The sequence below is a fragment of the Bradyrhizobium sp. B117 genome, from assembly GCF_038969555.1.
In the GTDB taxonomy this organism is placed as follows: domain Bacteria; phylum Pseudomonadota; class Alphaproteobacteria; order Rhizobiales; family Xanthobacteraceae; genus Bradyrhizobium.
Window position 1 is genome coordinate 8,781,727 of sequence record NZ_CP152414.1, and the last position, 21,731, is coordinate 8,803,457.

At 64.3% G+C, this 21,731-nt stretch carries 18 protein-coding genes and 1 tRNA gene; 11 read left to right on the plus strand and 8 right to left on the minus strand.

All coding sequences use genetic code 11. The features are described from left to right. The first annotated feature begins 3,430 nt into the window (after nt 1-3,430). Nucleotides 3,431-4,852 (plus strand): recombinase family protein, encoded by a 1,422-nt coding sequence (locus AAFG16_RS41765; protein ID WP_342734690.1) that lies wholly within the window; start codon nt 3,431-3,433, stop codon nt 4,850-4,852. Between the two features lie 194 nt (nt 4,853-5,046). Here AAFG16_RS41765 and AAFG16_RS41770 read toward each other — a convergent pair. The 4 genes from AAFG16_RS41770 to mnmA form a co-directional block, all read right to left on the minus strand. Continuing rightward, a tRNA-Met gene (locus AAFG16_RS41770) sits at nt 5,047-5,123 on the minus strand. 217 nt (nt 5,124-5,340) lie between these two features. After that, nucleotides 5,341-5,703, minus strand: coding sequence for a hypothetical protein (locus tag AAFG16_RS41775; protein WP_342734692.1), 363 nt, complete (start codon nt 5,701-5,703; stop codon nt 5,341-5,343). Nucleotides 5,704-5,955: 252 nt separating this feature from the next. Continuing rightward, nucleotides 5,956-6,594 (minus strand): class I SAM-dependent methyltransferase, encoded by a 639-nt coding sequence (locus tag AAFG16_RS41780; protein ID WP_342734694.1) that lies wholly within the window; start codon nt 6,592-6,594, stop codon nt 5,956-5,958. Between the two features lie 21 nt (nt 6,595-6,615). Then, nucleotides 6,616-7,797, minus strand: coding sequence for a tRNA 2-thiouridine(34) synthase MnmA (gene mnmA / locus AAFG16_RS41785; protein WP_342734696.1), 1,182 nt, complete (start codon nt 7,795-7,797; stop codon nt 6,616-6,618). Between the two features lie 346 nt (nt 7,798-8,143). Here mnmA and AAFG16_RS41790 point away from each other — a divergent pair, with 346 nt between their 5' ends. From AAFG16_RS41790 to AAFG16_RS41825, 8 genes are all read left to right on the plus strand, one after another. Then, nucleotides 8,144-9,748, plus strand: a complete 1,605-nt coding sequence (locus AAFG16_RS41790) for a flagellar hook-length control protein FliK (RefSeq protein ID WP_342734698.1) — start codon at nt 8,144-8,146, stop codon at nt 9,746-9,748. Nucleotides 9,749-9,761: 13 nt separating this feature from the next. Next, on the plus strand, nt 9,762-10,469 hold the full coding sequence (locus AAFG16_RS41795; protein ID WP_342734700.1) for a flagellar hook capping FlgD N-terminal domain-containing protein: 708 nt from the start codon (nt 9,762-9,764) through the stop codon (nt 10,467-10,469). A gap of 373 nt (nt 10,470-10,842) precedes the next feature. Continuing rightward, on the plus strand, nt 10,843-11,118 hold the full coding sequence (locus tag AAFG16_RS41800; protein WP_002714638.1) for a DUF1153 domain-containing protein: 276 nt from the start codon (nt 10,843-10,845) through the stop codon (nt 11,116-11,118). 192 nt (nt 11,119-11,310) lie between these two features. Further along, nucleotides 11,311-12,924 carry a flagellar basal-body MS-ring/collar protein FliF gene (fliF, locus tag AAFG16_RS41805; RefSeq protein WP_283082023.1) on the plus strand — a complete coding sequence of 538 codons (1,614 nt, stop codon included), beginning with the start codon at nt 11,311-11,313 and terminating at the stop codon, nt 12,922-12,924. A 43-nt stretch (nt 12,925-12,967) separates the two neighbouring features. Next, nucleotides 12,968-14,065: a flagellar motor switch protein FliG gene (gene fliG, locus AAFG16_RS41810; RefSeq protein WP_342734703.1), complete on the plus strand. Its 1,098-nt coding sequence runs from the start codon at nt 12,968-12,970 to the stop codon at nt 14,063-14,065. Next, nucleotides 14,065-14,688: a FliH/SctL family protein gene (locus AAFG16_RS41815; protein WP_283082025.1), complete on the plus strand. Its 624-nt coding sequence runs from the start codon at nt 14,065-14,067 to the stop codon at nt 14,686-14,688. The genes fliG and AAFG16_RS41815 overlap by 1 nt, the downstream gene beginning before the upstream one ends. Before the next feature lie 3 nt (nt 14,689-14,691). After that, complete coding sequence (gene fliN, locus AAFG16_RS41820; protein ID WP_027560936.1) at nt 14,692-15,042, plus strand: flagellar motor switch protein FliN; 351 nt, start codon at nt 14,692-14,694, stop codon at nt 15,040-15,042. Nucleotides 15,043-15,081: 39 nt separating this feature from the next. Next, nucleotides 15,082-16,464 (plus strand): sigma-54 dependent transcriptional regulator, encoded by a 1,383-nt coding sequence (locus AAFG16_RS41825; protein ID WP_342734708.1) that lies wholly within the window; start codon nt 15,082-15,084, stop codon nt 16,462-16,464. 124 nt (nt 16,465-16,588) lie between these two features. Here the strand turns inward: AAFG16_RS41825 and AAFG16_RS41830 are convergent, their stop codons facing one another. Beyond that, nucleotides 16,589-16,921 (minus strand): GYD domain-containing protein, encoded by a 333-nt coding sequence (locus AAFG16_RS41830; RefSeq protein WP_092216794.1) that lies wholly within the window; start codon nt 16,919-16,921, stop codon nt 16,589-16,591. A gap of 344 nt (nt 16,922-17,265) precedes the next feature. On the opposite strand from AAFG16_RS41830, the gene AAFG16_RS41835 reads away from it, so the two are divergent. Together AAFG16_RS41835 and AAFG16_RS41840 are read left to right on the plus strand one after the other, a co-directional pair. Continuing rightward, a complete protein-coding gene (locus AAFG16_RS41835) occupies nt 17,266-18,516 on the plus strand; it encodes a vanadium-dependent haloperoxidase (protein ID WP_342734710.1) in 1,251 nt (416 codons plus the stop codon). Nucleotides 18,517-18,626: 110 nt separating this feature from the next. Further along, nucleotides 18,627-19,775 carry a M20 family metallopeptidase gene (locus AAFG16_RS41840; protein WP_342734712.1) on the plus strand — a complete coding sequence of 383 codons (1,149 nt, stop codon included), beginning with the start codon at nt 18,627-18,629 and terminating at the stop codon, nt 19,773-19,775. Nucleotides 19,776-20,015: 240 nt separating this feature from the next. Here the strand turns inward: AAFG16_RS41840 and AAFG16_RS41845 are convergent, their stop codons facing one another. The 3 genes from AAFG16_RS41845 to AAFG16_RS41855 form a co-directional block, all read right to left on the minus strand. Further along, a complete protein-coding gene (locus AAFG16_RS41845) occupies nt 20,016-20,171 on the minus strand; it encodes a hypothetical protein (protein WP_027560941.1) in 156 nt (51 codons plus the stop codon). Nucleotides 20,172-20,256: 85 nt separating this feature from the next. After that, on the minus strand, nt 20,257-20,838 hold the full coding sequence (locus AAFG16_RS41850; RefSeq protein WP_027560942.1) for a flavin reductase family protein: 582 nt from the start codon (nt 20,836-20,838) through the stop codon (nt 20,257-20,259). A 33-nt stretch (nt 20,839-20,871) separates the two neighbouring features. Then, nucleotides 20,872-21,720 carry an ATP-binding cassette domain-containing protein gene (locus AAFG16_RS41855; RefSeq protein WP_283082031.1) on the minus strand — a complete coding sequence of 283 codons (849 nt, stop codon included), beginning with the start codon at nt 21,718-21,720 and terminating at the stop codon, nt 20,872-20,874. Nucleotides 21,721-21,731: the final 11 nt, after the last annotated feature.

Here is a 21,731-nt window from a genome sequence, read left to right on the forward strand (position 1 = left end):
ACGATTACGCTTGGCACTATGGCCCCGCGGCCATTCCGCGTCCGAGGCGCATTCTTATGGGTATCCATCCGATCCTCACGGGGGTACTCTTCAGCTTCCTCGTTCAGGGATGGACAACCGACCGAAAACTCACATCTAAGTGGTCTCACAGGCATCCTATTCGAAGCGGCTGCCCCTTGCGGCCCTCTAGAAGCGCGCGTATGCGCGCAGCGATCTGCCGTGCTTCCTTCGGCCGCAGGTTGGGCGTCATGCAATCGAGTATGGCTAGCATCGCCTGAACTTCGTCGATGTTAAGTATTGCGGCGTCGCGATCTGATGGTCCCAGCGACTGATCGGCGGCACGGGCTTGATTGGCCGCAAGCACCGCAAGGGCTTGCGACCGCAAGGACATGATATGCCGCTCGAATATATGCATTTATCGGCCTGAGCTGCCCTGTGGGCATAGTGCCGCAAGCGCTGGTGGCCAACCCGGTCACGAAGACTGGAGCTGGCCACCTTTGCTCCCGGGAGGCTCAAATCCTCAAGGCTATCAACTTGTATCTTCTAGAAGTACCGAAGGGCACCTACCAAAATCGGTCGGTCCCATCCTCACCGGCGGCTCTCTAAGCTAGGTCTTCGCCCTGGATAAGTTGGAGACACCACCATGCCCAGACACGTGCGCTGTGCATAAACAAGAATGAACGGCCAAACGCGCATGAGAGACGCGAGAACGTAGACGGAGTAAATCCAGACGGAGCGCGATAGAAGCAGTCCCTCTGGAAAGATTATCCGAGACCTCGAAAGCCACGACAGGGAGTACCGGCAACGCAGTCGGCGTCGTCGTCGCTACACATGGCGGACACAATTGCACCAAGATAACCGCGGCCGCTGCTTCGCAGGCAACCTCCTTCCCTTCCAGAGGGGTTGGTGATGATTGATCGGAAGCAGTGCGGCGCGGCTCGGCGCCGTTTGGTGGCACTGGACAGACGTTGTCCCTTGCCCGCCCCATTGCCAATTGAACTTAGCACTCGGCGCTCGTCCCCCACGGGGCAGCGCTGTCCCTGCAATCCCGCTAACAGGCTCCAAGCTCAGCTAGCGGTGGCAAAATGCTAATCGGGAGCTTAGCGCTCGTAAAACGAGTAATATTGCCAGAACGAGACCTAGCCCGTGAGTCGGAAGCAGTGCGAACACGGCTCGGCGCCTGACGGCCTGGGGGCATCATGAAGCACGATCTCTGCCGCATCCGCGGTGCAATGAGCTTAACGGAAGCGTAACTCGGCACATGGTGGTCCTTCAGCTCATGCGCTGTCCCTGCCACGCCCCCGTTAAACCCAACGATTGTTTATCGGGGTTGGCTTACCGAAAGCTGACAGACCTGCGCAGCAATTTATATGACGAAAAGCAGCCCAGGTGGCCGCTTGCCGCCCAGAGCAATATCGACGTTTACTCCTCGGATAGTAGCCACTCGGCATGTTTGCGACCAGCGGCAGCCGCTCCGGGGCGACGCGCCGGATAGCGCGCAGCCAATCCACTGCACGTTTATGACTGAGTGACCTCACGCCCCCCGGCTCGTGCCGGCTTTTTGACCGCGCAGGACTGGCCATTCGGATCGCGCATCAGTTGCTTTCGAACCCGAATACGCCGCGCCGCTTACCGGGGCCCGCTCCACGCTGGGTTCTCGTACCGAAGATGATTGTGTCCGTTTCGTCAAAATGCGCTACCACGCCTTCATGAGGCCCATTAGCCTGTAAGCGTCTAAACTAGGCTGAATTTGCGAGTTCGACAGAAAGTAGCGCGGATGCGACTCGGCGCCTATATCAAGGAGCTTTCCCTATCACGTGCCGCTGGCTCAGTAGTTAGCTCCGGGGATCACAAGGTAAGGCACCCGGCTTTCCTGCGAGGGCCGTCGCATCAGGGTACGGTGGGACTTTAGCGATAGAGCGTCCTCGGGTGGCCTACCAGCATTGGTGGTCATGCACAGCAATCGAAAAGCTGCTGGTAAAACTTGAGGATATGCGCGTTTACCCCGCTAATCCTGGGCAGGTTGAACTTCCCCCCTGCTCCGGTGGGTGCCCAGATGGATAGCTGATTAGGTGCCTCCTCAGCATAGATTGCCCGCGGTGCTTCTCACCTCAGTTAAGCAAGTGATGGGTTCTGGGATCTGACGCTGAGGTCGATCGTATATCGGTCGTTCGATGCGCGCCACGGCTGCCGTGAGCAATACCACTACGTTGTAAACCGTCGAGAACAGCGCAACACTGGAGCCGTTTTCGCGGTGGCGGACGTATTGAAGACGCATCAGAGCTCATCGGCACGATGAGACCCCAACCCTCAATGCAATCGGAATAGGAACGGTCGCATCAAAGTCTCTTTGACAACGAGTTTGATACGGTCGCCGCCTTTGGCCGTCACAGAGAGGCATGTAAAGCAAAGGAGGACATCAATTGATCAGACCTTCGGGCCTCATCCTGCGGCTCGCCATTCCCGCCTCTCGTCGGTGCATCTTACGCTCATGGGACAAAGGGTCGTGGGCCAGCGAAAGGCATCGATTTCGTCAAAGATCGGTACCTATGGTGGGCTTTGCTGGTTCGAACGCCTGTTTCATCGAGGAAGTTATCTGGTGGCGAAGGGCCACGAGGTAACTACGCCAAACTCGGAGGTTGTCTCTCGACGCCGGTGACGATTACCTCAAGCGCGCGGGTCTTACCGCCTGCCGTCGGTCCCTAGACCAAGGTGCCGCTCGTAAGCTGTGACTGCGGCGAACAATATAGTTCCCGACGCGCTTGGCCCTTCAGTTACGGCGAGATTGTCAGGTAAGACAAGGACTTCGGGTGCCACGCACGCGGCGACGCGGGAGATATCGAGAATCCTCCAAAAGAAGCGGCTCCAAAGACTAAATTTCCTCCCGGAACCGTTTTCACGCAATATCCAGGCTCATAGGCTTGGCCCTAGTAGTCCGCCGATCATTGCCCGAACCGCGATTTCCGCTCGCCTGGATAGACCTGCTAGAGACATTTCAGCCATCGGGTCCAATCAGAGCGAACTGGTGGCGAAATCGATAGCTGGAACAGAGTCCCGTGACGGAGCCCGGAGTTTGCACCCTGGTATTCGCTAGATTGAGACGCTATGCCCCCTCCGAGCAGTATCAATTCGGCGCAAGCAAAGCCGTTCGCTGCTCTCTTTTCCATCGATTAAGCACCCGATTGCACGACGAGCTCATAGGGGCCGTTGCACTTAGTTATCACCCGAGCAGGATGCTCGAGATGATCAGTCCCCACCACCTCTTGTCGACTGGCGCCAGCGCAGGTGCGTGCACCTCGTTGAGCCTCGCGATGACGTAGAGGCTCGATCGTGCGGGAAGCTGATCGCAAAATTGTCTTGCAGACGAATCCAGACAAGGCGATCTTGCGTCTCGCGCGAGTACTTGCTCGTGTGGCCGCGAGGGAAGATCATGAAAGAGAGCTCGCCAATCGAAGAGACGACAAGGAAAAGAGCGACGATCTATGCTCGATTCTCAACCGATCTGCAGAACGAGCGGTCGATTGAGGATCAGCTTTCACTTTGTCAAAGCTATGCCGAGCGCGAAGGTTTAACTGTTGTCAGTACCCATGAAGATCGGGCTCGTTCAGGCGGGTCCGTCATGGGCCGCGAAGGCCTTCTGCGGATGTTGGACCAGGCGCGAGAGAGATCCTTCGACGTGGTAATCGTCGAAGCGCTCGATCGCCTCTCTCGCGACATGGAAGATCTCGCTGGCATTCATAAGCGGCTGTCATTTCTCGGGATAGAGATCCGGGCGGTCCACGAGGGAGTCGTTAACACCGTGCTGGTCGGCCTTCGCGGTTTGGTCGGACAACTCTATCGTGAGGACAATGCGCACAAAGTGCGTCGCGGCCAAGCGGGGCGGGTCAAGCAAGGTTTGGCTGGCGGCGGCCTGACATACGGGTACGCCGCGGTCACCGGAAGAAGCGGCGAACGAGTGGTTGTCGAGACCGAGGCACAAGTGATCCGGCGCATATTTCAGGAATACGTAGACGGTCGTACGCCTCGGGAAATCGCGCATGATCTCAATAAGGAGAGGGTATCACCTCCGCGGGGGCGCGCCTGGAATGCCTCAACAATCAATGGCAATCATGAGAGGGGCGCCGGCATTCTGCTGAACGAACTTTATATGGGACGCCTTATCTGGAACAAAGTCAGGATGGTGAAAGATCCCGACTCGGGAAAGCGCCTGTCACGACCGAATCCGAGGAGTGACTGGCAGGTGGCTGAAGTGCCCCATCTTGCAATTGTCAGTCCAGAGTTGTTCACAGCTGCCCAGCAACGCAAAGGGGAGCGCAGCCACGGCCACCCGACCCATCAACGACGGCCCCGTCGGATGCTATCTGGCTTACTCCGTTGTGGTTCATGCGGCTCGGGTATGGCAACGAATGGACGGGACAAATCGGGGCGCGTTCGGATTCGCTGCTCAGCGGCGACGGAGAGCGGCACGTGTCCGGACGCCAAGACTTTTTATTTGGACACTGTCGAGAGCGCGGTCCTCAACGGTCTACAGGCCGAATTGCGCGCGCCGAAGGTTATCTCAGAATACGTACGCACGTATCTTGAGGAACGGAAGCGCCTCGCGGCCACCTCACATGCAAAACGGCAGCGCCTTGAGCAGCAGCTTGGGCAAATAAACCGGGAAATCGAACGACTGGTGGATGCGATCGCGAAAGGACATGGCGATCCATCCGTTCTAGGACCGCGATCGACTGCCTTAGATGCCGAACGAAAGCGGATATCTGAGGAGTTGCAGAGTGAACCACCCGCCCTGAAGGAAGTCGCGCTGCATCCGGCCATCCTCAAACGCTATGAGGCAACTCGATCGGCTTGAAGACGCACTGGGCAAAGGCGTCAGTGGGGGCGACGGAGAGGCCGCGGAAGCCATCAGAGACCTAGTCGAGACGGTCACCGTGTTCCGCGATCCAGGCCGCCCAGGTGGTGTAGCCGTGGAGATAGCAGGCCGGCTAAACGCCCTGCTTGGGGAAAAGGCCTATCCAAACCAAGTCAAAGGAGTGTGGGGAAAGGTGGTAGCGGGGGAGGGACTCGAACCCCCGACCCCAGGATTATGATTCCCGTGCTCTAACCAGCTGAGCTACCCCGCCACAGGGATCGCGGCGGCGAACAAGGCCGATCTCGCGAACGCGCGGCATATAAGGAAGGGGGCGGCGGGAAGTCAAGCAAAGTGGGGGCGATTGAGGGCGTGATTTCGCAGGCGAAATCGCCCCGTTTGGGACCGAACTCGCCCATTTTCCCGCACTGGACTCGCGGAGAATCCCCCTCACCCGGAATCCGCGCGCGAGGAGAGGCGAAGGAATCCACCTATTTCGGCCGTACCGTCGGGTCGCCGCCGGGGCTGCCGGGGGGCGGGATGACGGGCATGCTGCCGTCCGTGCTCGGCGCGGGGGCGTGCATTTCGGGGTCGACGCCCGCGGGCGGGCAGATCACGCCGTCGGATTTTGCCAGTTTGTCGCCGAGCGGTTCCCGGGCCTGGCCGGTGGTGGTGCCGTCAGGCGCCGTGGCGCGGTTCGGGCGGTCCTGCGGGGTGCAGTTGGCCGCATGTTGCGGGGATGGCGGCGCGGTCTGTTGCGGCGGCGTCGCCGGGGCGGGCGGAGCCTGCGCGATCGCACTGCCTGAGGCGGCGATCAGAAGGCTGACCAGGATGATGTTTGATGTCGTGCGCATGGGAGGGAAACGCGCAGGCCGCGCGGGGCGTTCCCGGGTCGAGTGCGATGTGATCGGGGTTTGGGATTGATCCCCGGCAGCAGGATCTCTCCGCAGGCCGCAGTCTGGATTGCTTCGCTGCGCTCGCAATGACGTGAGGGCTTTATCCGCTCGTGAGATATCGCGGGCGGAGAGAGCCCTCTCCCCAACCCTCCCCCGCTTGCGGGGGAGGGAGCGCACTGCCGGCTTGGCCGGCTTACGCGCGTCCCAACATCACGATTTGCGGTAGCGGATCAGCGAGAAATGGCCCATCGGCGGCATCGGCCTGCGCTCGGTGAGCGTGACGCCGCCGTGCCTGGCGGCCCAGCCTTCGAGGCGGGCCCACGGGAATTCCGGACGCCAGCCGAGACGGCGGGCGAGCGGCGCGAAGGCGAGCTCGGAGAGTTTGCGAAAACCCTTCTCGGCGCCGATGTGGTTGACCAGGATCAACTCGCCGCCGGGCTTGAGCACGCGCACGAACTCGTCGAGCGTGCCTTCGGGGTCGGGAACGGCGGTGATGACATATTGCGCGACCACCGCGTCGAAGAAGTTGCCGGGGAAGGCGAGGTTCTTCGCATCCATCACCGAGAGCACTTCGACGTTGCTGAGGCGCAGCGCGCGCACGCGCGCCTGCGCCTTGCGCAGCATCGGCTCGGAAATATCGACGCCGCAGATTTTTGTGGTGCGCGCGTAATCCGACAACGACAGACCGGTGCCGACACCGACATCGAGGATGCGGCCGCCGATGCGGTCGGCCTCCGCGATGGTCGACTGCCGGCCGGCATCGAAGACCTTGCCGAACACGAGATCGTAGACCGGCGCCCAGCGGCCATAGGCCTTCTCGACCCCGGCCCGCGAGATGTCTGCTGCCATGCCCCCTGCCCCGGAAATTACTTAGCCGCGGACGGCTTCCGCGAGTGGCCTCGCTGAACTCGCCGTCACCTTCGCGGCGGCGCTCTGGATAAAGCCACCGCCGAGCACGCGCGCCTGCCCAGACGGCGCGTCATAGAACACGCAGGCCTGTCCCGGCGAGACGCCCTCTTCGCCGGCGACGAGCTCGACCTCGTACTGACCGTTCGCACCGCGCAGCCAGGCCGGCTGCGGCGAGCGGGTCGAGCGCACGCGCACGAACATTTCGAGGCCGCCTCCGATGGCGCGATCGATGTCGCCGCCGCCGATCCAGTTGACGTCGCGCAAGCTGATGCGGTGCATCTTCAGCGCATCACGCGGGCCGACGACGACGCGGCGGTTTGCGGCATCGAGCCGCACCACGAACAGCGGCGCGTGGGCCGCAATGCCGAGGCCGCGGCGCTGGCCGACGGTGAAATTGGCGATGCCGTTGTGCCGGCCGAGCACGCGTCCGTCGAGATCGACGATGTCGCCGGGGTCCATCGCGTTCGGACGCAGGCGCGTGATGATGTCGGTGTAGCGGCCCGTCGGCACGAAGCAGATGTCCTGGCTGTCGTGCTTGTCGGCGACCGCGAGACCAAAGCGGCGCGCGAGCTCGCGCGTCTCGGGCTTGGTCATGTCGCCGAGCGGGAAGCGCAGGAAATCGAGCTGCTCCTGCGTGGTCGCGAACAGGAAGTAGCTCTGGTCGCGGTCGCTGTCTGCGGCGCAGACCAGCGCACGCGAGCCGTCCTCGCGGCGGCGCGAGGCGACGTAATGGCCGGTGGCGAGCGCCTGCGCGCCTAACTCTCGCGCGGTCTTCAGCAGGTCGCGGAATTTGACGGAGCGGTTGCACTCGATGCACGGCACCGGCGTCTCGCCGAGCGCATAGCTGTCGGCAAAGTTGTCGATGACGGACTCGCGAAAGCGATCCTCGTAGTCGAGCACGTAATGGGGAATGCCGAGCTTGGCGGCGACGTCGCGGGCGTCGTGGATGTCCTGGCCGGCGCAGCAGGCGCCCTTGCGGTGGGTCGCCGCGCCATGGTCGTAGAGCTGGAGCGTGATGCCAACGACGTCGTAGCCGTCGGCCTTCAACAGCGCAGCCGTCGTCGAGGAATCGACGCCGCCCGACATGGCAACGACGACCCTGGTGTCCTCAGGACGGCCTTCGAGATCCAGACTGTTGAGCATGGCTTTAAAGTTTGTGACGGCGGCGTTCGGCGATCCGCGATTTGCTTCTGACCGGGACATCGGCGGGCCCCGGGAACTTTGGTTCCCGAAGGGCACGGCTTGCCCGGTCGAAAGCGGCTGAGAGCTGCCTCTTTAATATAGGCGCCATTCCGGTGAAGCAATCACGCCGGCCGGACGCTTAGGGCAATTCTTGCCGGGGCGGCAGAAATGGCGGGGGCCGGAAGGAGGCGCGCGCGGCGACATCAATTCATCAAGGCATTGATTTTATTACATAAACTGAACATCAGGGAGGCTGGCCCGCTCCTTGCTCCCTCCTTACGCCGAAGATGTTTCCAAGAGGTCGCCTGTGGTCGGTCGGACGTCAGATGTAGCCGCCAGCGTGCAAGTTCCGAGCGCGCAGCAAAAGCCTGCGAAGCCGCAGAGCAGCAAAGATGCGTCGGACTCCTTCGGCTCGCTGGTCGACAGCAACACCCAGGCGATCAGCAACAACGCGGCCTCGCAGGACACCGCCCCGCGCCGGACCGATTCCGCGACGTCGTCCGCGTCCGCCTCGGACCGGAGCACGCGCGAGCCGTCATCGACCGAGCCCTCCTCGCAGAGCAAGGCGCGCGACGACACCGATTCGTCCGCGAGCGCCGGCACGGACACGACGACAGATTCGGCCAAAGCGGCGGACAAGACCGGCAAGACCAAGGACAAGTCCGAGACCTCCGACGCCAAGCCGGCAGACAAGTCCGACGAGACCAAGGCTGACAAGACCGACACCAGCGACGGGCTTGCCGCCGCCGTCGATGCCGCAGCGGCCGCGCAGACCGACGCGACGCAGGCGGCTGCGCCCGATCCGAACGCGATTCCCGTTGCCGCGCCCGTCGTGCCGGTCGATCCGAATGTGGCCGCGGGCCAGGCCAGCGACGCCGCATCTTCGCCGCTGACGATCGCCGCTGCCGGCCTTGCCGCCAGCGCCTCCACCGCGGCGCAGATCGCGGGCACCAAGACCGACACCGCAACGCCGGGCGACAAGAGCGCCAAGACGGCCGGCGCCAAGGTCGATGCCGACACCTCGGCAACGCTCGGGGATACGGCCGCCACCACCGATGGCACCGCGACCGATGCCAAGACCAGCGGCGGCCTGATCGCCGTGGCCGACCTCGGCACGCCAAAAACCTCGTTCAAGGCCGCCGCCACCGCGCAAGGCCAGACCGACGTCTCCAATATCGGTCAGGACGCCGGCAAGGCCAACGCCACACAAGCTCAGGCGGCGACGACCGCCAACGCCGCGCATGCGCAAGGCACCAAGCCGCAAGCCGATTCCAGCCTGGTCGACGCCAAGGCCGATGCGAAGGCCGGCGCCACCGATGCGACACCCGCCACCACCACGCACCATGCGGGCGCGCAAGCCGCCGTGCCCACGACCGACACCAGCGCGCAGGCCGCCTCCGCCATTCAGACGCCGCTGACCAATACGACGTCGGCGGCGACCGCTTCGACCGCGACGCTGACCGCGACCGCGGCCACCAATGCGGCCGTGCCGCTCAACGCGGTGCCGATCGAGATCGCCGCCGCCGCGCGCGCCGGCAAGACGCGGTTCGACATCAGCCTCGATCCGGTCGAGCTCGGCCGCATCGACGTGCGCATCAATGTCGACCGCAACGGCCAGGTCACCTCGCATCTCACGGTCGAGAAGCCGGAGACGCTGGCGATGCTGAAGCAGGACGCGCCGCAATTGCAGCGCGCGCTCGACGATGCCGGCTTCAAGACCGGCAGCAACGGGCTGTCCTTCAGCCTGCGCGACCAGAATTCATCGGGCCAGCAGTCCGGCCAGAACAACGACAACGGCGGCAATGCCCGCCGGCTGATCATCAGCGAGGACGAGACCGTGACTGCCGCGCCGGTCGGGCGCGGCTACGGCCGCATGCTCGGATCGAGCAGCGGCGTCGACATCAGAGTGTGAGGAGTATTCGATCATGACCACCACGAATGCCACCACCGCGCCTACGCCCGTCTCCGGCACGACCGACGTCCCGAAATCCGACTCGAAGTCGTCGCTGAGCTCGAGCACGGGATCGACGCTCGCCGGTAACTTCCAGACCTTCTTGACGCTGCTGACGACGCAGCTGCAGAACCAGAACCCGCTCGATCCGCTCGACACCAACCAGTTCACCCAGCAGCTGGTGCAGTTCGCCGGCGTCGAGCAGCAGCTGAAGACCAACGATTCGCTGTCCCAGCTCGTCACGTTGCAGCAGACCACGCAGGCGACCCAGGCGCTGGGCTTCGTCGGCAAGACGGCACTGGTCGACGGCTCGACCGCAACAATGACGAAATCGTCGGCGACATGGCACCTCAACGTGCCGAGCGACTCCACCGTCGACATCACCGTCGCCAATGCCAGCGGCCAGACCGTGTTCACCGGCAAATACACTGCCTCAGCCGGCACCGACATTCCCTTCACCTGGAACGGCCAGGGCAATGACGGCACGCAATGGCCCGACGGCAAGTACACGATCTCGGCCACCGGCAAGGACGTCGCGAACAACAATGTCGGCATCGCCGCGCAGGTCCAGGGCGTGGTGTCCTCCGTCGACCTCACCCAGTCGCCGCCGCTGCTGACGATCGACGGCGCCAGCTACACGCTGAGCCAGGTGAAGAGCATCATCGCGACCAGCAGCAATTGAGGGTGCGACACCTCTCCCCAGCGGGGAGAGGTCGGATTGCGGAGCAATCCGGGTGAGGGGCCGCGGCGCACGGTGAGACCGTAACCCCTCACCCGGATCGCATCCTTCGGATGCGACCCGACCTCTCCCTTCGGGAGAGGTGGATCAGAGTTCCGGGCCTCGCGCCGAGCCCGCAAAAGTCGTTCGCCGTTAGTAAAGTATTTACCTTCTGCCCCGCCCGGCCCGCCGAAACCGCGTTTTCGGCCCCCGGGCCGGCCGCGTTCCCGCAAGATTCAACGAGAATTGTATTGAAGCCTTAGGCTTAGCGGATTTTTAAGCCGCCGGGCGTAGGGTTACCGCGTGAGTTCAGTGGTTGAGAGTTTGTGAGTACGCCATGACAGAACCCCATCGCCCGAGGGTAAAATACGTCATCGGGCCGGACGGCAGTCCGCTGACGATCGCAGATCTGCCCGCGCCCGGCACCAAACGCTGGGTCATCCGCCGCAAGGCCGAAGTCGTCGCCGCTGTGCGTGGCGGGCTTCTCTCCCTTGAGGAGGCCTGCAGCCGTTATACCCTGACGGTCGACGAATTCCTCTCCTGGCAGTTTTCCATCGACCAGCACGGTCTGGCGGGTCTTCGCACCACCCGCATCCAGCAATATCGCCAGTAAGCGATCCGGAAATCTGCTGCTTTTGAACAAAATCGGCCTCGCCCCGCGAGGCCGATTTTTTTCATGTTTGCTTTTGGCACCACTTTTGTCCGACCTCTTAACCTTCGTTAACCATATCGAAACCATCACCTAGGCAATAATTGCCCAGTCGGCCGCTCTTGGAATGCGGGTCGAAGCTGTCGGGGCGGTTGCTTGCAAGGTCTTGCGGACTTCTTAAAAAGTATCGGCGCCGCCCGGTTCGGGGCGATGATCGCGGTCACCGCCGCGCTCATCGGCTTCTTCGCCTTCGTCATCATGCGCGTCACCACGCCGCAGATGACGACCCTGTTCACCGACCTCAGCGTCGAAGATTCCTCCAGCATCATCAAGGACCTGGAACGCCAGGGCATCCAGTTCGAGCTGCGCAACGAGGGCAGCATCATCATGGTGCCCAAGGACAAGGTCACGCGGCTGCGCATGAAGCTCGCCGAGGGCGGCCTGCCCAAGGGCGGCGGCGTCGGCTACGAGGTGTTCGACAAGTCGGACGCGCTCGGCACCACCTCCTTCGTCCAGAACATCAATCACCTGCGCGCCCTCGAGGGCGAGCTCGCCCGCACCATCCGCGCCATCGACCGCATCCAGGCCGCCCGCGTCCACCTCGTGCTGCCCGAGCGCCCGCTGTTTGCGCGCGAGGCGCCGGAGCCGTCGGCCTCGATCGTGGTGCGCGTCCGCGGCGCGCTGGAGGCGCAGCAGATCCGCGCCATCCGCCACCTCGTCGCCTCCGCCGTCAACGGGCTGAAGCCGCAGCGGGTCTCGATCGTCGACGAGGCCGGCCAGCTGCTCGCCGACGGCGCCGCGACCGACCCCGAGCAGGCGGTCGGCGACGAGCGCCGCATCGCCTTCGAGAAGCGGATGCGCAAGCAGGTCGAGGACATCGTCTCCTCCGTGGTCGGCTCGGGCCGCGCCCGCGTCCAGCTCTCCGCCGATTTCGATTTCAACAAGGTCACCCAGACCTCGGACAAGTTCGATCCCGAGGGCCGCGTGCTGCGCTCCAGCCAGACCCGGGAAGAGAGCAGCCTCACCGCCGACAACAACGGCCAGGTCACCGTCAACAACGAGCTGCCCGGCAACCAGCAGAACAACGGCGTCGCGGCCAAGGACCAGAGCAAGAAGACGGAAGAGACCAACAATTACGAGATCTCCCGCACCACCAAGACCGAGGTGACCGAGGCCGGCCGGGTCAACCGCATCTCGGTCGCGGTGCTGGTCGACGGCATCTATTCCAAGAACGAGAAGGGCGATCTGGCCTATCAGGACCGCACCAAGGAGCAGCTCGACCGCATCGCCGCGCTGGTGCGCTCGGCCATCGGCTTCGACCAGAAGCGCGGCGACCAGGTCGAGGTCGTCAACCTGCGCTTTGCCGATGCGCCCTCCACTGCCCCGATCAGCGAGCCCTCGGGCTTCCTCGGCATGCTCCAGTTCACCAAGGACGACGTGATGTACTTCGTCGAGCTCGGCGTGATGATGCTGCTCGGCCTCGTCGTGATGTTCATGGTGATCCGCCCGCTGGTCAAGCGCATCCTCGCTTCCGACGAGGTCGCCGCCGCCATCTCCGGCGTCCTCGCCGGCCCCGCCGCGAGCGACGAGGCCGCGCCCGCCGGAAGCCAGCCGCTGTTGCCGGGCGGTGCCGCGAGCGCGATCGACGTCGCCACCATCCAGGGCCAGGTCCACGCCCAGTCCGTTCATCGCGTCGGCGAGCTCGCCGAGCGCAACCCCAACGAAACCGTCGCCATCATCCGCCAGTGGCTCACCGAGCCAGCCAAATAACCTAAGCCAAGTAACTGCCAAGTGAATCAAGAAGTGATCTGACATGGCCGCCACACTGCAAAACGCCAACTCCAACGACATCACCAGCGTGATCTCCACGCTCGGCCAGCGCGCCGGCAGCCGCGCCAAGGACGGCAAGGGGGCCGAGCAGCTGTCCGGGCCGCGACGCGCCGCGATCCTCATGCTGGCGCTGGGCGAGCAATATGGCGGCAAGATCTGGTCGCTGCTCGACGACGACGAGGTGCGCCAGCTCTCGCTGGAAATGTCGACGCTCGGCACCGTCGAGGTCGACACGGTCGAGGACATGCTGCTCGAGTTCGTCTCACGGATGTCGGCCTCGGGCGCGCTGATGGGCAATTTCGACGCCACCGAGCGCCTACTGCAGCAGTACCTGCCGCCAGAGCGCGTCAACGGCATCATGGACGAAATCCGCGGCCCTGCGGGCCGCAACATGTGGGAGAAGCTCTCCAACGTGCAGGAAGAGGTGCTCGCCAACTACCTCAAGAACGAATACCCGCAGACCATCGCGGTGGTGCTGTCGAAGCTGAAGTCGGAGCACGCGGCCCGCGTGCTCGGCATCCTGCCCGAGGAGCTCGCGCTCGACGTCGTCAACCGCATGCTGAAGATGGAAGCGGTGCAGAAGGAGGTGATCGAAAGCGTGGAGAAGACGCTGCGCACCGAGTTCATGTCAAACCTGTCGCAGACCCGCCGCCGCGACGCCCACGAGGTCATGGCGGAAATCTTCAACAATTTCGACCGCCAGACCGAAACCCGCTTCATCACCTCGCTGGAGGAGGACAACCGCGAATCGGCCGAGCGCATCAAGGCGCTGATGTTCACCTTCGACGACCTCGTGAAGCTGGATTCCGGCTCGGCCCAGACCTTGATGCGCAACGTCGACAAGGACAAGCTCGGCGTCGCGCTCAAGAGCGCCAACGAGGACGTCCGCAATTTCTTCTTCGGCAACATGTCCTCGCGCGCGGCCAAGATGCTCCAGGACGACATGGCGGCGATGGGCCCGGTGCGCCTGCGCGACGTCGACGAGGCCCAGGCGCTGCTGGTCAACCTCGCCAAGGACCTCGCCGCCAAGGGTGAGATCATGCTGACCAAGAACCGCGCCGACGACGAGCTGGTGTACTGATGGCGGCTCCGGCAAAATTCCTGTTCGATACCGACTTCGCGGCGCCCGAGCGGACGACGCGCGAGAAGGCCGCAACCGCGGCCGAGATCGCCCAGAAGGTCGCCGAAGCCGAGGCGCGCGCCTATCAGGACGGCTTTGCCGCCGGCCAGCGCGAAGCCAAGGCCGAGAGCGACCGCCGCGTCGCGCTCGCCATGGAAGAGATCAACATCGGCATCCGCGGCGTCGCCGCCGGCATCGGCAACATCGAAAGCAGGATGGAGACCGAGGCGGTCGAGGTCGCGATCGCGGTGGCGCGCAAGCTGTGCGCCGACCTCGTCGCCGCCGAGCCGCTCGGCGAGATCATGGCGCTGGTCAAGGACTGCTTCGCGCATCTGGTCGCGACGCCGCATCTGGTCGTCCGCATCAACGACGCGCTCTACGACGCCGCGCGCGAGAAGATCGAGCGGCTCGCCAAGCAGAGCGGCTTCGAGGGCCGGCTGGTGATCCTGGCCGAGCCTGAAATCGCCACCGGCGACTGCCGGATCGAATGGGCCGATGGCGGCGTCGTGCTGGAACGCGGCGTCATCGCGGCCAAGATCGACGAAATGGTCGGACGCTATATCGCGTCTCGGAGGGGGAGCTAAGCCATGAGCGACACCGACGGACAGGTCCCGCTGCCCGATCTCAACGGTCCGCTGCCGCCAACTAACGCGGATGTCGGCTACAACGAGGACGAATATGCGGCGCGTGCCGCCGCCGACCTCGAAGCCGTGTTCGACGTGCCGGTGCAAGTCTCGGCCGTGCTCGGCCGCTCCAAGATGGACGTCGGCGAGCTGCTCAAACTCGGGCCCGGCACCGTGCTGGAGCTCGACCGGCGCGTCGGCGAGGCCATCGACATCTACGTCAACAACAAGCTGGTCGCCCGCGGCGAAGTCGTCCTGGTCGAGGACAAGCTCGGTGTGACCATGACCGAAATCATCAAGACCGAACGCACGTGATGACGCGCAACAGCGCGACCAGACGGACAGGAGACTGACATGCGGCTTCTCATCGTTGGCACATTGAAGGGCCAGCTCACCACCGCCACCAAGATCGCGATGGAGAACGGCGCCACCGTGACCCATGCCGAGGATCACGAGCAGGCGATGCGCGTGCTGCGCGGCGGCAAGGGCGCCGACCTGCTGCTGGTCGACGTCGCCCTCGACATCCGCGACCTCGTGATGCGGCTGGAAGCCGAACACATCCACGCCCCGATCGTCGCCTGCGGCATCACCAACGACGCCCGCGCGGCGGTCGCCGCGATCCACGCCGGCGCCAAGGAATACATCCCGCTGCCGCCGGACCCGGAGCTGATCGCCGCGGTGCTCGCCGCCGTCGCCAACGATTCCCGCGAGCTGGTCTATCGCGACGACGCCATGGCGCGCGTGATCAAGCTGGCGCAGCAGATCGCGGGCTCGGACGCTTCGGTGATGATCACCGGCGAGTCCGGCACCGGCAAGGAAGTGCTGGCCCGCTACGTCCACACCCGCTCCGCCCGCGCCAAGCGCCCGTTCATCTCGATCAACTGCGCCGCGATCCCCGAGCACCTGCTGGAGTCCGAGCTGTTCGGCCACGAGAAAGGCGCCTTCACCGGCGCGGTCGCCCGCCGCATCGGCAAGTTCGAGGAAGCGACCGGCGGCACGCTGCTGCTGGACGAAATCTCGGAGATGGACGTCCGCCTGCAATCAAAGCTGCTGCGCGCCATCCAGGAGCGCGTGATCGACCGCGTCGGCGGCACCAAGCCGGTGCCGGTGGACATCCGCATCATCGCGACCTCGAACCGCAACCTGGCCGAGGCCGTGCGCGAGGGCACGTTCCGCGAGGATCTGCTGTTCCGCCTCAACGTCGTGAATTTGAAGATCCCGCCCCTGCGCGAGCGTCCCGCCGACATTCTCGAACTCGCCCAGCATTTCGTGAAAAAGTACGCCGAGGCTAACGGCGTGCCGATGCGCCCGATCTCGGCGGAGGCGCGCCGCGTACTCTCCACCAACCGCTGGCAGGGCAACGTTCGCGAGCTCGAAAACACCATGCACCGCGCGGTGCTGATGGCGCAGGGTGACGAGATCGGCCCCGACGCAATCATCACGCCGGATGGCGACCGCCTCGACCTCGCCAAGACCGCACCCGCCGTTGCGCACGCCACCATGGCTGCCGAGCAGGTGACGCGCGCGCTGGTGGGACGCACCGTCGCCGACGTCGAGCGCGACTTGATCCTGGAGACGCTCAAGCACTGCCTCGGCAACCGGACCCATGCCGCGAATATCCTGGGCATCTCGATCCGCACGCTGCGCAACAAGCTCAACGAATACGCCGACGGCGGCATCCCGATCCCGCCCGCGGGCACGCCGGGCGAGTATCCGCGCATGCCGGCCATGGGTTGAGCAACAGCTCATCGATCTCGTCAAGCCCGCCCGGGCATTCGCATGAAGCGTGCGAGTGGCCGGGACGAGCCCAGCCACCGCTACCGAGTGTCTCGCCTCATGGCGCCGTCACGCTCACAAGAGGCTACTTGCCGGGCGGAACGTAGACGCTTGCAAGCTTCGCGGCCTTTTCCGCGACGCTCTTGAATTCACCCATCTTCCAGGCGCGTACGGTTTCGATTTTGGCGATGGCGCCGCTCGCCGCGGCCGCCATTCCGAGGGCGACAGCATCGGCTCCATCGGGGAACTCCGCAACGATGAGCGCGTCGTGTGCGCCTGTTGTCATGAACGCTCCCTGGAGCTTTCCGCCGGCTTTTTCGATAATCGGTCCGATGACCGCGCTGCGATCGGACGGTTTGTCGACCAATCCTTTGATGCCGGCATTTGAGTACGAGACGTATGAGATGAACAGCGGCATGTTTTCTCTCCGTCGAAGTTAGAGCGACAACACCTGTGGTTTTGGAAAGAGCCCTCCGAGCGAGAGCAAGGCACGGCCTGCCGACGGCACGCGAGCTGCCTTGAAAATAGAGCTGCGGACCTCGGCACGTCCAACTGGCAGCTTGTGCCGACTATAACCAACTCCGTAATACGGCGCGAACGGTAAGCCAAGCCTACCCATTTGGGGCGCGACTATCGTGCCGCCGCGAGTGAAGCAGTTCACTATCGATACGCATCAGGACCGATAGAATTTTGGAGTGAGGTGATGTCGGCCACGGACCGCGTCCGCCTTCGCAAACGTGGTTCAACTCGAAAGGGAAAGCCATGGAATACTCCTCGTGGACGATCTCCCGCCTATCGATGATCGTTATGCTGCTCGCCGCCTCGGTGACGCTTGCACGCGCTGACGTGATCATGGACTGGAACGCCAAAGCTGACGCGATCGCCGCCGAGAAGCAGATACCTCCGGCGCCCCACAGCCGCGCCTTGTCCATGATGCACGTTGCGATGTTCGAGGCGGTCAACGCGATCGACCACCGCTACGCGCCATACAAGCTCTCGCTGTCCGCGGACCGCTCGACCTCGCGCGAAGCGGCGGCGTCGATTGCGGCTCACGACGTGCTGCTGTCGATCTATCCGGACCTCAAGCCGGACCTGGATGCAACGCTGACCAATGCTTTGGCGCCGATCACCGACGGCGACTCCAAGACCGCCGGCATCGCGCTCGGCAAAGAGGCTGCGGGGCAGATCATCGAGCTTCGTGCCAAGGATGGCAGCAGCGCCGTGGAAACGTACCGGCCCCTGACCACGGCGGGCGCCTATGTCCCGACCGTGGTCCCGCTCTTCTCGACCACGGGCGCGACGACGCCCTGGGTCATGACATCGGGATCGCAGTTCCGCCCCGGACCGCCGCCGGCGCTCGATTCAGAAGTTTGGACCAAGGACGTCAACGAAATCCGCGAGGTTGGCGGCCGAGGCAGCCCGACCCGGACGCCCGAGCAAACCACGATCGGCCGCTTCTGGTTCTTCGTCGGCGCCCGCACCTACAACCTCATCGTGAGGCAGGCTGCGATGGCCAAGGGCATGGATCTCGTCGACTGCGCCCGCCTGTTCGCCTTGACGTCGATGACCGGCAACGACGCCATCGTTGCCGTGTTCGACGCGAAGTACACTTATAATTTCTGGCGACCGATCACGGCCATCCGCAATGCCGATCTGACGGCGAATGCCGCAACGCCCCGCGATCCGTCCTGGCTGCCGCTCGGCGACACGCCGATGCATCCGGAATATCCCTGCGCGCACTGCATCGTCTCGGCCGCGATTTCGACCGTGCTGCAAACTGTCGTTGGAGATTTTGGCGAGTTCTCGCTGACCAGCCCCACCGCACCAGGCGTCACACGCAAATGGTCGCGGCTCCAGGACTATAGCGACGAAGTCGCCAATGCGCGCATCTGGGCCGGCTTCCACTACCGCTTCTCGACTGAAGTCGGCAAAGACATGGGCCGAAAGATCGGCGCGTTGACCGTCGCGACGCAGCTTCGCGGCGTGGAGGCAATGGCGCAGCCGAGCCGCTAGGCCGGCTGCCTTTTTCGAAGCGCCGAACACATGGCCGCACCGCATCCGGCGACTAGGTCATGCCTGCGCAAGGCTCTATAACCTCGCGTGAGAACCACGCGAGGATATACATGTCTCAAGCTCAAATCACGGACTGGCTGACGCAGCAGAAGCAGGCCATGATCGACCTTCTGCGAGATGTCGTGAACATCGATTCCGGGTCCTATGACAAGGCAGGCGTCGATGCGGTCGGGGCGCGGTTCGAGCGGCACTTTGCCGAGCACGGCATTCCGGTCCGGCGCGAGAGCGATGCCACCTTCGGCGATGCCATTCATGCTGAGGTGGCAAAGCCCGGCAGCAACGAGAAGCCGGTGCTGTTGATGGGCCATCGCGACACCGTGTTCGGCAAGGGCGAGGCCGGGCGGCGTCCGTTCACGATCAAGGACGGCCGCGCCTATGGGCCCGGCGTCGCCGACATGAAGTCCGGCCTCGTCATGAACGTGTTCGTGGCGACCGCCTTCCACAAATTCGGCGGCGCGCCGCATCCGATCAAGGTGCTGATCACCTCGGACGAGGAGATCGGCTCGCCCTCCTCTCGCCCCGTGATCGAGCGCGAGGGACGCGCGGCCCGTGCCGTGTTCAATTCCGAGCCCGGTCGCCCCACCGGCAACATCGTCACCGGCCGCAAGGGCGGCATCTTCATGCACATGGCCATCACCGGCAAGGCCGCGCATTCCGGCGCCAATTTTGCCGCCGGCGTCAGCGCCATCGGCGAGCTCGCGCAGAAGATCATTCACATCCATGCGCTGACCGATCTCGACAAGGGCATCACGCTCAATGTCGGCCTGGTCTCGGGCGGCCAGTCCGTCAACACCACGGCGCCTTATGCCGAGGGCCAGATCGACCTGCGCTATGTCGATCCCGCAGATCGCGCGCGGATCATGGGCACCATCGAGAGTATCGTCGCGACGTCTTACGTGCCGGGCACCAGCGCGACGCTGACGATCAAGGGCGAGTTCGTGCCCGTGGTGCAGAGCGCGGACTCGAAGGCACTGTTCGAGAACTATCAGGCCGCGGCAAGGCAGGTCGGCCTCACGACGCTGCAGGGCGAGTTCTCCGGCGGCTGCGCCGATTCCGGCTTTACCGCGGCGGTGGGTACGCCGACCATCTGCGGCCTTGGCCCGGTCGGCGGCCTCGCGCACACGCCGGAGGAATATCTGGAGATCGACAGCATCGTGCCGCGCGCACAGGCGCTGGCGCTGGCGATTTTGCGGGGATGAACACAGGTGCGGTAGGGTGGGCAAAGCGAAGCGTGCCCACGAAGCTTTCGCGGCCGCAGAGAGGTGGTGGGCGCGGCGCAAGTGCGCCTTTGCCCACCCTACGAGACTGGCGATCTTGAGAGGCTAGCCGCCGCACACTCCGTCGTCATGCCCGGGCTTGACCCGGGCATCCACGTCTTTCCGAAAACGCCGATGCACGTGGATGGCCGGGTCAAGCCCGGCCATGACGAGGAGAGAGCCTCACGAATAACTCGGCGCGTCGGGCTTGCGGAAGATGTGGATGGGGTCGCCAGGGATGATCGGCTGGCCACGGAAGGTCGCATAGGCATAGAGCGCGAGATAGGCGATCGCGAGCGCGCCGATGGCGTAGAAGGCGAAGGTCGCGACGCGCTTCATCGTTCCGCTCCATTGCCGTCCCGGCGGGACGGCTCAGGGCGCTTCTAGAGCGATGATGGGGAAAAGACCAGCCTGAGGATGGCGATCAAATGCCGCGCCGGCTGCGCGCGGGCACACTGACATCGGCGAGCCTCGCCGCATCCTCGTCCTGATCGACCGCCACATACTGCCCGTGCCAATAGGCCAGCGCAGCGTTGCGGGTCGAGTTCCTGACGTCCCTGACACGACCGATGACGATGCCGTGCGAATGACGCTCGAGGATCTCCTCGACCTCGCAGTCGAACACCGACAAGGCGCCGACCAGCAGCGGAACGCCGGAAACCGCCGTCACCCAGTGGCTGCCGGCGAAGCGATCGGCGCCCTTCAGCCCGCCCTTGCCGGCGAAGCGCTCGGCGACGTCGAGCTGGTCGGCATTGAGGATGCTCACGCCGAAGGCGCCGTGGCGCTTGATCAGCGGGAAGGAAGAGGCATCGCGGTTGATGCTGACCAGCAGCGTCGGCGGCTCGACCGACAGCGAGGTTACGGATGTAACCGTCATGCCGGTGATGTCCTTGCCCCGCCCGGCGGTGATGATGCTGACGCCGCCGGTGAGGTGGCGCATGGCGCCGCGGAAATCGGCGGGCGAGACGGGGATTTCGGTCATGAGGTCGCGGGGCACTACATTCATGGCATGCTCCCCGAAGCGGGGGTTCCTCTTTATTTAGGTACGATCGTCCGCCGACAACAGGTGGCTCAGGATCGAGCCTTCGAGGCCGGCGAGCTCGGCCGAGCCGCGCTCCCGCGGCCGGGCGGCGTTAACCGTGACGTCATGGGCGATGCGCCCCTCCTCGATCACCAGCACCCGGTCGGCCAGCGCGACGGCTTCAGAGACGTCGTGGGTGACCAGGATCGCGGTAAACCCTTGGTCGCGCCAGACCCGCTCCAGGAGGCGCTGCATCGAGATGCGGGTCAGCGCGTCCAGCGCGCCGAGCGGCTCGTCGAGGGCGAGCACGCGCGGGCGCGACACCAGCGCGCGAGCGAGCGCGACGCGCTGCTTCTGGCCGCCCGACAGCACCGACGGCCACTGGTCGCGCTTGTCGGCAAGACCGACCTCGCTCAGGGCTTTCTCGGCGCGCGCATGCGCATCCTTCGATGCACGATCGCGGCCGAGGCCGACCTCGACATTGGCGAGCACGCGCGCCCAGGGCAACAGCCGCGGCTCCTGGAACATCACGCGGATGTCTTCGGCCTGAACGTCCTGGCCGAAGCTGACGCTGCCGGCATCGATCTTTTCAAGGCCGGCGATGAGACGCAGCAGCGTGCTCTTGCCGCAGCCGCTCTTGCCGACGATTGCGACGAACTGCCCGGCCGGGATGTGCAGGTCGATGCCGCGCAGCACCTCGTTGTCGCCGAAGGATTTGCGCAAGCCGCGGATGCTGAGCGGCAGGCCGCTGGTCTGCACTCGGCGTTCTTCTTGCCGCTCCTCGCGCACGACGCGCGCCGTTGGCGCGAAACTGGCGCGGTTGGCGAGCTCGGTCTCGGGAAGGGAGGTACGAAGCGCTGTCTGCATGTGATTCCCAG